Here is a 14,553-nt window from a genome sequence, read left to right on the forward strand (position 1 = left end):
AGCGTCAGCGAATAATGCCGCGCGTAGAGCGGGTGAAGAAGTCCAGATAAGCCTGAACCGCAGGATGGTCCGCGGCCAGCGCTTCGATTTCCGGCTTGACCTCATCCAGCGTCTTACCGCTACGGTAGATAAGCTTGTAGGTATTGCGTATTGCGTGCAACGTCGCCTTATCAAAACCACGGCGCTTCAACCCTTCAATATTGATACCGAACGGCGTGGCGTGATTCCCCTGAGCAATCAAGTACGGCGGTACATCCTGAGCCACGCCGGAGCAACCGCCCACCATGACGTGCGCGCCAATGACGCAGAACTGATGTACGGCGGTCATACCGCCGATGATAGCGTAATCATCAACGGAAACATGGCCGCCCAGCGTCGCGTTATTCGCCAGGATGCAGTGATTTCCCACGACGCAGTCATGGGCAATGTGCGTATTGATCATCAGCAGGTTATCGCTGCCGACTTTAGTCAACCCCTCGTCCTGCGCTGTGCCGCGGTGGATGGTCACGCTTTCGCGGATGCGGTTGCGATCGCCTATCTCAACGCGGGTCGGCTCGCCTGCGTATTTCAGATCCTGATTAACTTCACCGATGGAAACGAATTGATAGATCTCGTTATCGTCTCCGATACGGGTGACTCCGTTAACCACGACGTGCGATTTCAGCACCGTTCCCGCACCGATCTCTACCTGAGAACCGATCCAGCAGAAGGGGCCGATGTGTACGCCGGCACCGATGACGGCTCCGTCTTCAACAATCGAACTGGGATGAATAAAGGCGGTTTGATCAATCACGTTATCAGGCCTCCCGACGACGAGCGCACATCATCTCTGCTTCACAAGCGATTTCACCATCCACTTTCGCAACGCCTTTGAAACGAGCGACGCCACGGCGTTCTTTGATGAACTCCACTTCCAATACCATCTGATCGCCCGGCTCAACAGGACGTTTGAAACGCGCGTTGTCGATCGCGGCAAAATAGTACAGCTCGCCGGGTTCCAGTTTACCGACGCTTTTAAACGCCAGAATACCCGTAGCCTGAGCCATGGCTTCCAAAATCAGCACGCCGGGGAAAATCGGTTTACCTGGGAAATGCCCCTGGAAAAAAGGTTCATTAAAGGAAATGTTTTTCACTGCACGTAAAAATTTACCTTCCTCGAAATGCAGTACGCGGTCTACCAGCAAAAACGGATAGCGGTGCGGCAACAGTTCCAGAATCTCTTCAATGTGCAGAGTATGGGTGTCAGTATTCAAAATACTCTTCCTGTCTTAATAAAAAACGTCATCAACAATGCAGACCGCGGCTCCCCAATAGAGGGAGCCTCACACAGTCTGCCAATAACAAAGCAAAACAGCTTTGCCCGTCCCTGCAGCAAAGCCCAGTAGAACTGAAGCCAACGGACTTAACTTTTATCGAGTTTTCGCTCTAAGGCCTTCAATCGCTTGCTCATGTCATCAATATTCATGACCAAAGCCGCCGTTTTACGCCATGCTTTATTCGGCTGCAGTGGTATGCCCGAGGAGTATACACCAGGCTCGGTGATAGGACGCATAACCATCCCCATTCCCGTCACCGTAACTTTGTCACAAATTTCCATATGGCCATTTATCACACTGGCGCCGCCAATCATGCAGTAACGTCCGATTTTCAGACTTCCCGCCATGATAACGCCTCCGGCAACTGCGGTATTGTCGCCAATCACCACGTTGTGTGCAATCTGGCATTGGTTATCGATGATGACGCCGTTACCGATGATCGTGTCATCCAACGCGCCACGATCGATCGTCGTATTGGCGCCAATCTCGACGCGATCGCCAATAATGACCGTACCTAACTGAGGGATCTTCACCCAGTTGCCGCGATCGTTGGCATAACCGAAACCGTCCGAGCCGATGACCGCCCCTGACTGAATTAAGCACTGTTCGCCCAGAACGACATTGTGATAAATCGTGACATTGGCCCACAGACGGCTGCCCGCGCCGATGCGCGCATTCTTGCCGATGAAACAGTTAGCGCCGATTACGGCGCCGTCGCCCAGCTCAACGCCAGACTCAATCACCGCATTCGGGCCGATTGAGACGCCTTTACCCACGCGTGCGTCCGACGCAATCGTCGCCGCAGGTGAGATATCTTCGGCCGGCGCCGGCGTCGTATCCATCACCTGCGCCATACGCGCATAGGTTAGATAAGGGTTTTTCACCACCAAGGCGGCGGTATGACAGAAAGGTAAATCAGCTTCGGTCACCACGACGGCGGAAGCCTGAGTGGTTGCAAGGCGATCCCGATAGCGGCTGTCAGACAAGAACGTGATCTGACCTGACTGAGCAGAATGCATTGATGCGACAGCGGTGATGACGATATCGCCATCACCGTGCAACTGTGCATCCAACTGTTGTGCTAAAGCATCCAGTCGAATTGAAAACATCGAATTATTTAACCTGTTTCAGCACGTCGGCAGTAATGTCTTTCGCGTTGTCCGCATAAGCGACAGCGTTAGCATCGATGACGATATCGTAACCCTGTTTGCTGGCAACACTTTTCACAGCATCCTGAATACGGCTCAGGATTTTGTTACGTTCTTCCATCTGGCGACGACGGTTGTCCTGATCAAATGCCTGCGCTTTAGTAGAGAACTGTTCGCGCTGTGCCATGACGTCTTTTTCCATCTTGCTGCGTTCGCTGGCTTTCATCGTAGAGCCATCGCGCTGCAGTTTCTGCATTTTCTGCTGCAGACCACGTTCCATATTTTGAAGTTCTGACGCACGGCCACGGAACTCACTGTCCAGCTGCTTGGCGACGGTTTCGCGTTGCGGCAATTGCTGGAAGATGCTGGATACGTTTACCACTGCAATTTTATCAGCAGCCTGAACGCCCGCTGATGCAGCTAATGCCAGGCCAAGACCTGCGGCACACAACCACTTTTTCACTATAAACTCCTCACGCTAACCTATTTGTGTCTTAACACACTCGTATATGCACAACAGGCAGCGCTGTAACGCTCCATAAAGGCCGGCGTCCTCAACTCTGCCTGCCGTGCGGCTTGCCTGCATACGTTCTGCCGGCCTCAGATTACCAAGTCTTGCCTATATTGAACTGGAACTGCTCCGATTTATCCCCGTCGTATTTCTTGATCGGCTGGGCATAGGAGAAGACCAACGGCCCCAGCGGAGACATCCACTGCAGCGCAATACCACTCGATATACGGAAATTACCCGGCTTGCTGTAATCCGGTACACCCGCAGCAAGCGTCGCCGGGGTGTTTTCCCAATGGGTATCCCACACCGTACCACCATCGACAAACAAGGACGTACGCACGGAGTTCGCATATTTTTCGCTGATAAATGGCGTAGGCACAATTAGTTCGGCGCTCAGCACCATGACCGCGTTACCGCCCACCGCATCGTCAAGATTATCTTTGTCGATCGGACAACCGGCATAGGACGACTCCGTACCGTTACATTTGTAGTAAGCGGCTTTCGGGCCGATGGTGTTCGACTGGAAACCACGAACCGAGCTTGAACCACCGGCGTAGAAGTTGTCGTAGAACGGCATCTCCTTACCGCCCAGTCCATCGCCATAACCCAGACGAGAGCGGCCCATCAGCACCCAGTCACGATTCTCGCTCAGCGGCAGATAGCTGGTCGAGTCCAGAGTGACTTTATAATACTCGTTGTCAGACCCTGGGATTGTCACCTTACCGTTCAGCGTTACGCGGCTACCCGACGTCGGGAAATAACCCCGATCCAAGTTGTTATACGTCCAGCCCTGCGTCAGGAAGAAATCGTCGGCCGAGAAGTCCGCGCTGTCGGAACTGCCGGAGACGACATTCGGTTCAACGCCGGATTTATTAAGGTAGCGCCACATTGCGACCTGCGGTTCCATATCGGACAGGTCGTTGTGCACGTAGTCGAGACCCAAACGCAACGAGTTGTTCTCGTTGATCGGGAAGCCCAGGGTCGTACCCGCGCCGTAGCTGCGGTTGGTATAATCAGACAGATCGGCGTCGTACGCCTTGAAGTCGTTATAGAAAAGACGACCGCCCAGGCTCACGCCGTCTACCGTGAAGTAGGGGTCAGTCATCGACAGTTCTATATAGGTCTGGTAGTCGTTTTTCGTGCCGGTGATCCCGACAGAATTCCCCGTACCCAGCCAGTTGTCCTGCTGGACCCCGGCCTGGAAGCTCACGCCGCTCTCAGTACCAAAGCCGATACCGAAGTTAAGGCTACCGGTGTTACGTTCTTTCACCTTGTAGACCACATCGACCTGATCCGGCGTTCCGGGAACGCGCTGCGTTTCCGTATCGACGCTTTCAAAGTAACCGAGACGATTCAGACGCTCTTTACCCTGGTCGACCAGATCATTGCCGAGCCATCCACCTTCCATCTGACGCATCTCACGACGCAGCACGGAGTCTTTGGAGGTATCGTTGCCTTCAAAACGAATGCGACGAACGGAGAAGCGGTTACCCGCGTCCACGCTGATATTCAGGCGCACCGTCTTGTCGGCGTCATTGATTTCCGGCTGCGTGATGACGCGCGGATAGGCGTAACCATAGCGGCCCAGCAGTTTCTTAATGCTTTCTTCCATCCGGGTCACTTTCGTGCCGTTGTACAGCTCGCCCGGCTGGATTTTGGTTAACCCTTCGATTTCAGCGGAGTGCCCGGCCAGATTGCCGCGGACATCGACGCCCGAAAGTTTGTACTGATCGCCTTCCGTCAAGTTGATGGTGATATAGATGCCTTTTTTATCCGGCGTCAGACTCACCTGAGTGGAATCGATATTAAAGCGAGCATAGCCGCGATCAAGGTAGAAGCTGCGCAACGTTTCAAGATCGCCAGACAGTTTCTGCTTCTGATATTTGCGGTCGCCGACGAGGTTCCACCACGGCACCTCGTCGCGCAACTGGAAGCGTGAAATCAGCTCATCGCTGCTGAACGCTTTGTTGCCAACGATGTTGATCTGTTGGATTTTGGCGGAAACGCCTTCGGTAAAGACCAGCTTGAGATCGACACGATTACGCGGCAGCGGCGTGACCACGGCTTTCACCGTCGCACTGTATTTACCGACGCTGTAGTAAAAGTCTTCCAATCCCTTTTCGATGTTGGAAATCATCGTGCGGTCAAGCGCTTCCCCCACGCGAACACCGGAAGCTTCCAGGTTCTCTTTCAGCATGTCCTCTTTCACCGACTTGTTGCCGGAGAAAGTGATGCTGGCGATGGTGGGACGTTCTTTCACCTGAACGAGTAGCGTATTGCCATCACGCAGTACTCGAACATCTTCGAAGTTTCCGGTCGCAAATAAAGCACGGATAATATTCCCGATGTCTTCATCGCTAACGTTATCTCCAACACGGACTGGCATGCTGAGCAATGCCGCACCGACGGCAACCCGTTGCAGGCCCTCGAAATGAATGTCTTTCACTACGAATCCGTCTGCACCGTATACGGTGGCGCTACTGAACAGTAGCGACGCTAAGAGCAACTTTTTAATCGCCATCGTTGTTATGCGTTTTTCCTAACTTAATCCACACCTTAAAGGCGGGAGAAATCATTGAAAAGTGCGAGTCCCATTAACATCATCAGCAACACTGTGCCAATGCGATAACTAAAGTCCTGCACACGCTCGGAAACCGGCCCACCCTTCAGCTTTTCTATCGCCAGAAAGAGCAGGTGACCACCATCTAATACCGGCAGCGGGAACAGATTGATGATCCCCAGATTGACGCTTATCAGTGCCAAAAACATCAGGTAATAAATCAATCCATAATCAGCTGACATTCCTGCTCCCTGAGCGATGGATATCGGCCCACTCAGGTTATTCAGCTTAACGTCGCCAGCAATCAGTTTCCCTATCATGCCGACCGTCAACTTCATCAACTGCCACGTTTTGTCGGTGGCTTCGTAAACGGCGCTGAACGGCCCGTACTGACGAACAGTCTTGTACTCTTCAGGCAGCGGCGTAACACGTGGGATAACGCCGGCAAACCCTTCAATCTTATCTTTTCCTACCGTTTTGCTGTCAGGGGTCAGAGTGAGGGTTAACGTTTCCCCTTCCCGCTCGACCGACAACTCGACGCGCTCACCGGGATGTTCGCGGACGGCAATGACGAACTGTTGCCAGCGCGACAACAGCTGACCATCGACTTTAACGATCCTGTCCCCAGCTTGCAAACCCGCTTTTTCAGCAGCTGAATGGGGCTGAATTCCGGCCAACACCGCTTCAACCTGCGGCCCGCGGGGCACTATGCCCAAAGAAACCGCGGGATCCTGCTTGTCTGGTTCAAAACTCCAGCTGTGCAGATCCAGTTTTTTTTGTTCGATAAGGGAAGACCCCAGCGGGGCCGTGCCTATCGTCATCTCGGCATCGCCGATCTTGCCGATAAAAGCAAGACGAACACTGTCCCAATCAGGCGTTTCGATACCGTCGATTGACTTTAGTTCCATCCCAGGCGAAATTTGCGCCTGCGCGGCAATCGAATTGGGTAAAACTTCACCAACCACCGGACGCACGCCCGGAACACCCAAAATGAAGACCAGCCAATAGGCGAAAACGGCAAAGATGAAGTTGGCGATAGGACCCGCGCTGACAATGGCCGCGCGCTGCCAGACGGTCTTACGATCAAATGCCTGTTCGGCCAACTCTGGCGGAACATCCGCCACGCGGCCGTCGAGCATTTTCACATATCCGCCCAGTGGGACGAGTGCAATGACATATTCTGTGCCAAGACGATCGCGACGTCGCCATAGCGCCTTTCCGAAGCCGATAGAAAAACGCTCCACCCGGACGCCGCAGCGACGGGCGACCCAGAAGTGGCCGAATTCATGAACCGTTATCAGCACGCCTAGGGCGACGATGAATGCGGCCAGACTCCAGAGAATATTCATCATAAACAGGCTCTACCGATATCCCTAAACGACTTTGAACAGTAATAGCATCAGGCAGGAAAACACAGGCACCGCCGCCGTAAGGCTATCAATGCGATCCATCACCCCGCCGTGACCGGGAATGAGATGACTACTGTCTTTAACGCCCGCTTCGCGTTTGAACATGCTTTCAGTCAGATCGCCCAATATGGAAGCCAGCACGGCGACAATCGAGCAAATCAGCAGGATATGACCCGAATTTGTCAGCGGCACAAAATGATTAAAAACTACGGAAATCAACGCAGAGCTTGCCAGCCCGCCGATCAGACCTTCCCAGGTTTTCCCAGGGGAGATTTTCGGCGCCAGCTTATGTCGGCCGAAGGCCTTACCGAAAGCGTAAGCGCCGCTGTCGGCGCCCCATACCAACAACATGACGTACAGCAACCACCAGGCGCCGGTAAATGAGTTGGCTTCGTAGCCCATCTGACGCAGCGTCACCATGCCCCAAAAGAACGGGATGATGGTCAATATACCGGCAACCAGCCGCAGTATGCGCGAATGCCGCCAGGCGAGAGCCGATGCGGGATAGGACAGCACCATCACCAACGCCACGCACCACCAGACGACAGAAGACCACAGCGACGCTGAGACCTGCACCACGTGCACCGAGCGTTGGTAAGCCGGTATCGTCAACATCATGACAGCCAGCAACAACCCAAAGAGCAACGCCAGCCAGATACGTTGACTGTATGAAACAAACCCAGCCAGCTGTCCCCACTCCCAGGCAGCCAGCATGCAAACGGCCAGCGTTACCAAAGAGAATCCCAGCAGCGGCAGGAAAAAGAGCGCGGCAATAACAGCAGGAATAAGAATTAAAGCAGTAATCAAGCGATACTTCAGCAAAAGGTCCCCCTAGGATGCAACGACATCGTTAGGCGTGGTTCCTCCGAAGCGACGCTCTCGTTGAGCAAAAGCATTCAGCGCACCTTCAAAGACTTCTTCATCAAAATCGGGCCAGAGGACATCGGTGAAATACAACTCAGCATAGGCTATTTGCCACAATAAAAAGTTGCTGATGCGATGTTCTCCGCCCGTTCTTATTACTAAATCAACCGGCGCCTGCTCGTTAAGACAGGTGTACCGGCACAGGGTGGCTTCATCGATGGTATCGGGACGCAGCGCACCTTCCTGTACCTGCTCGGCGATTTGTCGGACTCCCTGAATGATATCCCAACGGCCGCCATAATTCGCAGCAATATTCAGGGTAAGACCGCTATTATTCGCAGTCAGCTCTTCCGAAAGACGGATTCGCTCCTGCAAACGTGAACTAAAGCGACTCGTGTCGCCAATAATGCGCAGCCGAACATTGTGTTTGTGCAAGCTTTTCACTTCGCTGTCCAGCGCTCGCATGAACAGCTGCATTAACGCCGACACCTCTTGCGCTGGACGACTCCAGTTTTCACTACTGAACGCATAAAGCGTTAAGGCGTTCAACTGATGACGGGCGGCGAAACTGACTGCCCGGCGAACGGATTTGACTCCCGCCTGATGGCCGAAAACGCGTAGTTTACCCCGCTGCTTTGCCCAACGTCCGTTACCATCCATGATGATGGCCACATGACGTGGACTGCATAACTGCTGGCTTTGGCTGCCTTGTTGATTTTTGGAGGGCATAGCGTGTACTGATTTCCTCAAGCAAGAATATCGATAGGTTCTTTCAGTCATCGGACCTGGCAGCGCAAAAAAAGCCGTGAACGTGCACAGCTTGTCGTTACCATTGGCTTATCGCGTAAACAGCCTACACCTAGCGGCGCAGACTATACCATTTCGAAACACCCGCCACAAACGGACACCCCGCCCAATCAGCGGTAGTGCTGCAGTTGCCGTCGTGCCTGTCCCCTTGCCCAGCGGTCGATTGCCAGCACATCATCCACACTGTCGGGTTCGGGCAGTACCAGTTGCTCCAGCACCTCCCGGTTGACCTGCGCGATATCCGTGAAATGGATAGCCGACTGCAAAAAAGCCTCGACGGCAACCTCATTGGCGGCATTCAACGCCGTTGTCGCCGCCTGTCCGTGATTACAGGCTTCTATCGCCAGCGTGAGACAAGGATAACGCTGATAATCCGGAGCCGAAAAGGTCAACGCGCCCAGTTGGCAAAAATCCAGCTTTGGCACCCCTGAGGCGACGCGAACCGGATAGGCCATCGCGTGCGCAATCGGCGTACGCATATCCGGAGATCCCAGCTGTGCCAGTACGCTGCCGTCCCGATAACGCACCATGGAATGAATGACCGACTGAGGGTGAATCACCACTTCCATCTGTTCATCCGAAGCGTTGAACAACCAGCGGGCTTCGATGTATTCCAGACCTTTGTTCATCATGGTCGCAGAATCCACGGAAATCTTACGCCCCATCGACCAATTGGGATGGGCGCAAGCCTGATCGGGCGTCATCGCCCTCAGGTCCGCCAGCGCGGTATCACGGAAAGGCCCACCTGAACCGGTAAGGACAATCTGTTCAACGCCGTAATCCATAAGGCCAGCGTACCCCAGCTGATGCTGAATTTGCTCAGGTAAACTCTGAAAAATAGCATTATGTTCGCTGTCGATAGGCAGTAGTTGGGCTCGGTTAGCCGCAACTTCACGCATAAACAGGTGACCGCAAGTGACAAGCGATTCTTTATTCGCCAATAGTACCTGCTTACCTGCGCGAATTGCCGCCAACGTCGGCAACAGTCCAGCCGCGCCTACAATGGCCGCCATAACCTGGTCGACGCCGTCCAGCTTGGCCAGCTCGCAGGCACCCTGCTCTCCGCATAGCACCTCAGTTTTACAGCCCTGTTCTTTCAACTGCCGACGCAATTCGCCTGCGCTGTCTTCATCCGCCATCGCAGCAAATTCAGGGCGAAATTCCAGACATTGTTCCACCATTCGCGGCACATTCCGCCCGGCGACCAGCGCTTTGACCGAAAAGTCGTTCGGATTCGCCCTGACCACAGCCAGCGTACTCACGCCGATCGAACCCGTTGAACCCAAAATTGTCAGCTTCTTCATAGGAATGCTCTAATACGTACAGCGGTTGATTGTCAGATGTGGCAGCAGGCGGGAGTTCGACTCTTCCATTGCTGTCGGCAATGCCGGTTGAACCGGTATGAATACCGCCAAACCTGAATCAAGGAAGTGTAAAAAATAAAGCGCCGCGAGAGGGAAGGATAAACCTTCACCTACTGGCGGCGCTGTCCTGACTGATGGATTTAGAAATCCATCAGCTCTTTTTCTTTGTCAGCCAGCGCGGCATCGATTTTCTTGATAAAGCTGTCGGTCAGCTTTTGAATATCGTCCTGAGCACGGCGTTCTTCGTCTTCGCTGATGGTTTTGTCTTTCAGTTGCGCCTTCAGCTTGTCGTTCGCGTCACGGCGCACGTTACGGACGGAGACTCGCCCCTGCTCGGCTTCGCCGCGGACCACTTTGATCAGATCTTTACGGCGTTCTTCGGTCAGCGCAGGCAGCGGTACACGAATGACCGTACCCGCGGACATCGGGTTCAGACCGAGATCGGACGCCATGATTGCTTTTTCCACAGCCGCGCTCAGGGAGCGGTCGAAGACCGTCACCGCCAGCGTACGGGCATCTTCCGCAACCACGTTGGCGACCTGACGCAGCGGCGTTGCGCTACCGTAATATTCCACATGAATACCGTCCAGCAGGCTGGGAGAAGCCCGTCCGGTACGGACTTTGCTGATTTGGTTTTTGAAAACCTCTACGCATTTTTCCATGCGCGTATCAGCATCTTTTCTGATTTCATTAATCACGTTGTGAACCCTTGAAAACTGGTTGCCTGTCAGATCACGCCTTAACATGATCCAGTGAATAATTGATGCCTGCCGTAGCGGGCAGCGATAGCGCTATCTTGTATCGCCGAAGCAGGATATTACCCTACTTTGACGTTAGCCGTTATTACTGATCAGCGTGCCTTCTTTTTCACCCATCACCACACGACGCAGCGCGCCGGGCTTGTTCATATTGAACACGCGAATCGGCAGGTTGTGGTCTCGCGCCAGCGTAAATGCGGCCAGATCCATGACCTTCAGCTCACGTTCCAGCACATCCTGGTAGTCCAGCGTTTCGTACAAGGTCGCATTCGGATCTTTTACCGGATCGGCTGAGTAAACGCCATCGACTTTAGTCGCCTTCAAGACCACGTCGGCTTCGATCTCAATGCCGCGCAAACATGCTGCGGAGTCTGTGGTGAAGAAAGGGTTGCCGGTGCCGGCCGAGAAAATCACGACGCGGTTGTTGCGCAGCAGGCTGATAGCCTCCGCCCAACTGTAGTTATCGCACACGCCGTTCAGCGGGATCGCCGACATCAGTCGGGCATTGACGTATGCGCGGTGCAAGGCATCACGCATCGCCAGACCGTTCATTACCGTCGCCAGCATCCCCATATGGTCGCCCACAACACGGTTCATTCCCGCCTTGGCAAGCCCAGCGCCGCGGAACAGGTTGCCGCCGCCGATAACCACACCGACCTGAATGCCCAGCTCCACCAGTTCTTTCACTTCCTGAGCCATGCGATCCAGAATGCTAGCATCAATACCGAAACCGTCCGCGCCTTGCAGGGCTTCGCCGCTCAGTTTGAGCAGGATACGTTGATATACGGGTTTTGCGTTGGTTGCCATGGTGTTTTGTCCTAACAGGCTGTCGTCGTATTGGGGATGGTTACACTGCTTACACCCGGTTTCGCAGAATAGCGAGTTACCCGATGTCATGAACTCTTTTGGCTGGATAAAAAGGAACCGCCAACCGGCGGCTCCTCTTTTTTCTTAAGACTGCTTGCTCATTGCTGCAACTTCAGCAGCAAAGTCAACTTCAGCTTTCTCGATACCTTCACCGACTTCATAACGAATGAAGCTGGTGACGTCTGCATTGTGCTCTTTCAGCAGCTGGCCGACGGTTTTGCTCGGGTCCATCACGAAGTGCTGGCCGGACAGAGAGATTTCGCCGGTGAATTTACGCATACGGCCTTCGACCATTTTTTCTGCGATTTCACGCGGTTTGCCGGACTGCATGGCGATATCCAGCTGGATCTGGTGCTCGCGGGCAACAACGTCAGCCGGAACATCTTCAGCCTTCACGTATTCAGGCTTGCTGGCGGCGATGTGCATGGCGATATGCTTGATCAGCTCTTCGTCTGCGCCCGTCGCGGCAACCATAACGCCGATGCGCGCGCCGTGCAGGTAAGAACCCAGCGCGTCGCCGGACAGTACGGAGATACGACGGATGTTGATGTTTTCGCCGATTTTAGCCACCAGCGCAGTACGCTGATCTTCAAATTTGGCTTTCAGCGCTTCGACGTCGGTAATGCGATCGTTCAGAGCAGCGGTAGCGACTTCTTCACCGAACGCTTTGAAACCGGCATCTTTGGCAACAAAGTCAGTTTCACAGTTCAGTTCAGCGATGACGCCGTATTTGCCGTCTGCAGAAATCTTGGTCAGGATGATGCCTTCAGCAGCAACACGACCCGCTTTCTTGGCAGCTTTAGCCTGGCCGGATTTACGCATGTTGTCGATGGCCAGCTCAATGTCGCCATTCGCTTCAACCAGCGCTTTTTTACATTCCATCATGCCTGCGCCAGTACGTTCGCGCAGTTCTTTTACCAGGGCAGCGGTAATTTCAGCCATTATCTTTTCCTCGTTATCTCATGGGGGAGATAAGTAAAAGGGGGCCTTTACAGGCCCCCTAACCAACATATATCAATACCTGGTTAATAAGGGCTCGATAGAGCCAGCCTTATTATTCAGCTTCGACGAAGCTCTCTTCAGCCTGCTCAACCAGGTCCTGAGAACGGCCTTCGCGCACTGCTGCGGCAACGGCATTCAGGTACAGGCTAACGGCGCGGATGGCGTCATCGTTACCAGGGATAATGTAGTCAACGCCATCGGGATCGGAGTTGGTATCAACGATAGAGAATACCGGGATCCCCAGGTTGTTAGCTTCTTTGATCGCAATGTGTTCATGATCGGCGTCGATCACGAACAGCGCGTCAGGCAGACCGCCCATGTCTTTGATACCGCCCAGGCTGTTTTCCAGCTTGTCCAGTTCACGAGTACGAACCAGGGCTTCTTTCTTGGTCAGCTTATCGAAAGTGCCGTCCTGAGACTGCGTTTCCAGATCTTTCAAACGTTTGATGGACTGACGAACGGTTTTCCAGTTGGTCAGCATGCCGCCCAGCCAGCGATGGTTCACGAAGAACTGATCGCAGTTGGTAGCAGCTTCTTTTATCGCTTCGCTTGCTGCGCGTTTGGTACCAACGAACAGGATTTTACCTTTGCGAGAAGAGATTTTGCTCAGCTCAGCCAGTGCGTCGTTGAACATCGGTACGGTTTTTTCAAGGTTGATGATGTGAACTTTGTTACGAGCACCGAAGATGAACGGCTTCATTTTCGGGTTCCAGTAACGGGTCTGGTGACCAAAGTGTACGCCAGCCTTGAGCATGTCGCGCATGGAAACAGTTGCCATGATTACCTCTATAAATTAAGTATGGGGTTATGCCTCCACGTGTCCCATTATGCCGACCCCGCAGCATGCTGCAGAGCACCCCGGCAAATGTGCCGACACGTGTGTGTTATTTACACATAGTGAGTATTTAGTCACCCGATGGCGAGATCAAAGTTTAGCGTTCAAAGCTCGATCGCAACCCAGCCGGATCACCGGCGCGCTTTATACCATAAACTCCCCATCGACACCAACTTTACTTGCGCTTTCGCGCCCCCGCGCCAATGATGATTTGGCAGTCCTTTGCAGGGCTGATACCATAAGTCACTCTTTGCTGACCCTATTTTCGTTAGGAACATTTACACCTGCGGACACACTCAATGGCTATTTCTATTAAAACTCCGGAAGATATTGAAAAAATGCGCGTAGCTGGACGACTGGCGGCTGAAGTGCTTGAAATCATCGAGCCTCACGTCGTACCGGGAGTCACTACGGGTGAACTAGATCGCATTTGTCACGATCACATCACCAACAAGCAGCATGCGATTTCAGCCTGTCTGGGTTACCACGGCTTCCCCAAGTCAGTGTGCATTTCCATCAATGAAGTCATCTGCCACGGCATTCCTTCCGATGAGAAACATCTCAAAGACGGCGACATCGTCAATATCGATGTGACTGTTATCAAGGATGGTTTCCACGGCGATACCTCCAAAATGTTCATCGTTGGCAAACCCACGATTCTGGGCGAGCGTCTGTGCCGCGTCACGCAAGACAGCCTGTATCTGGGAATCAAAATGGTAAAACCCGGTATTCGTCTGCGTTCGATCGGCAAAGCTATTCAGCAGTTTGTTGAGGCACAGGATTTCTCCGTGGTGCGCGAGTATTGTGGACACGGTATCGGCACTGGCTTCCACGAGGAACCGCAGGTTCTGCATTATGATGCAGACGATGGCGGCGTCGTACTGAAGCCCGGCATGGCGTTCACCATTGAACCCATGGTTAATGCCGGCGATTTCCGCATTCGCACCATGAAAGACGGTTGGACGGTGAAAACCAAAGATCGCAGCTTGTCGGCGCAATACGAGCATACTATTGTGGTGACCGAGGACGGATGCGAAATAATGACGTTGCGTAAGGATGACACCATCCCAAAAATCATCACGCATCAGGAATAAACCGCTGCCGGCAATCGC

The 14,553-nt window shown here is 53.5% G+C and carries 14 protein-coding genes; 1 reads left to right on the plus strand and 13 read right to left on the minus strand.

Annotation, left to right across the window (positions count from 1 at the left end):
* Window positions 1–4: 4 nt before the first annotated feature.
* From lpxA to rpsB, 13 genes are all read right to left on the minus strand, one after another.
* Window positions 5–793, minus strand: coding sequence for an acyl-ACP--UDP-N-acetylglucosamine O-acyltransferase (lpxA, locus tag BLU64_RS02255; RefSeq protein WP_026742918.1), 789 nt, complete (start codon window positions 791–793; stop codon window positions 5–7).
* Between the two features lie 4 nt (window positions 794–797).
* Window positions 798–1,253 (minus strand): 3-hydroxyacyl-ACP dehydratase FabZ, encoded by a 456-nt coding sequence (fabZ, locus tag BLU64_RS02260; protein WP_074727805.1) that lies wholly within the window; start codon window positions 1,251–1,253, stop codon window positions 798–800.
* A gap of 149 nt (window positions 1,254–1,402) precedes the next feature.
* On the minus strand, window positions 1,403–2,425 hold the full coding sequence (lpxD, locus tag BLU64_RS02265; protein ID WP_074727807.1) for a UDP-3-O-(3-hydroxymyristoyl)glucosamine N-acyltransferase: 1,023 nt from the start codon (window positions 2,423–2,425) through the stop codon (window positions 1,403–1,405).
* A 4-nt stretch (window positions 2,426–2,429) separates the two neighbouring features.
* Entirely contained in the window at window positions 2,430–2,927 is a 498-nt protein-coding gene (gene skp, locus BLU64_RS02270) for a molecular chaperone Skp (RefSeq protein ID WP_026742921.1), read from the minus strand.
* Between the two features lie 142 nt (window positions 2,928–3,069).
* The gene (gene bamA, locus BLU64_RS02275) at window positions 3,070–5,496 is read right to left on the minus strand and encodes an outer membrane protein assembly factor BamA (protein ID WP_074727809.1); all 2,427 of its coding nucleotides are present in this window, start codon (window positions 5,494–5,496) and stop codon (window positions 3,070–3,072) included.
* Window positions 5,497–5,531: 35 nt separating this feature from the next.
* On the minus strand, window positions 5,532–6,887 hold the full coding sequence (gene rseP / locus BLU64_RS02280; RefSeq protein WP_074727810.1) for a sigma E protease regulator RseP: 1,356 nt from the start codon (window positions 6,885–6,887) through the stop codon (window positions 5,532–5,534).
* A gap of 21 nt (window positions 6,888–6,908) precedes the next feature.
* Window positions 6,909–7,766: a phosphatidate cytidylyltransferase gene (gene cdsA, locus BLU64_RS02285; protein ID WP_074727811.1), complete on the minus strand. Its 858-nt coding sequence runs from the start codon at window positions 7,764–7,766 to the stop codon at window positions 6,909–6,911.
* A gap of 9 nt (window positions 7,767–7,775) precedes the next feature.
* The gene (ispU, locus tag BLU64_RS02290; RefSeq protein WP_026742925.1) at window positions 7,776–8,537 is read right to left on the minus strand and encodes a (2E,6E)-farnesyl-diphosphate-specific ditrans,polycis-undecaprenyl-diphosphate synthase; all 762 of its coding nucleotides are present in this window, start codon (window positions 8,535–8,537) and stop codon (window positions 7,776–7,778) included.
* A 188-nt stretch (window positions 8,538–8,725) separates the two neighbouring features.
* Entirely contained in the window at window positions 8,726–9,919 is a 1,194-nt protein-coding gene (ispC, locus tag BLU64_RS02295) for a 1-deoxy-D-xylulose-5-phosphate reductoisomerase (RefSeq protein WP_074727812.1), read from the minus strand.
* 200 nt (window positions 9,920–10,119) lie between these two features.
* Window positions 10,120–10,677: a ribosome recycling factor gene (gene frr, locus BLU64_RS02300; protein ID WP_026738762.1), complete on the minus strand. Its 558-nt coding sequence runs from the start codon at window positions 10,675–10,677 to the stop codon at window positions 10,120–10,122.
* 135 nt (window positions 10,678–10,812) lie between these two features.
* Window positions 10,813–11,544 carry a UMP kinase gene (pyrH, locus tag BLU64_RS02305; RefSeq protein WP_026738761.1) on the minus strand — a complete coding sequence of 244 codons (732 nt, stop codon included), beginning with the start codon at window positions 11,542–11,544 and terminating at the stop codon, window positions 10,813–10,815.
* Window positions 11,545–11,688: 144 nt separating this feature from the next.
* Complete coding sequence (tsf, locus tag BLU64_RS02310) at window positions 11,689–12,546, minus strand: translation elongation factor Ts (RefSeq protein WP_026738760.1); 858 nt, start codon at window positions 12,544–12,546, stop codon at window positions 11,689–11,691.
* A 112-nt stretch (window positions 12,547–12,658) separates the two neighbouring features.
* Window positions 12,659–13,384 (minus strand): 30S ribosomal protein S2, encoded by a 726-nt coding sequence (rpsB, locus tag BLU64_RS02315; RefSeq protein ID WP_026742927.1) that lies wholly within the window; start codon window positions 13,382–13,384, stop codon window positions 12,659–12,661.
* Window positions 13,385–13,740: 356 nt separating this feature from the next.
* Here rpsB and map point away from each other — a divergent pair, with 356 nt between their 5' ends.
* Window positions 13,741–14,535 (plus strand): type I methionyl aminopeptidase, encoded by a 795-nt coding sequence (gene map, locus BLU64_RS02320; RefSeq protein WP_026738758.1) that lies wholly within the window; start codon window positions 13,741–13,743, stop codon window positions 14,533–14,535.
* Window positions 14,536–14,553: the final 18 nt, after the last annotated feature.

The organism is Lonsdalea quercina (assembly GCF_900107885.1).
Taxonomy (GTDB): domain Bacteria; phylum Pseudomonadota; class Gammaproteobacteria; order Enterobacterales; family Enterobacteriaceae; genus Lonsdalea; species Lonsdalea quercina.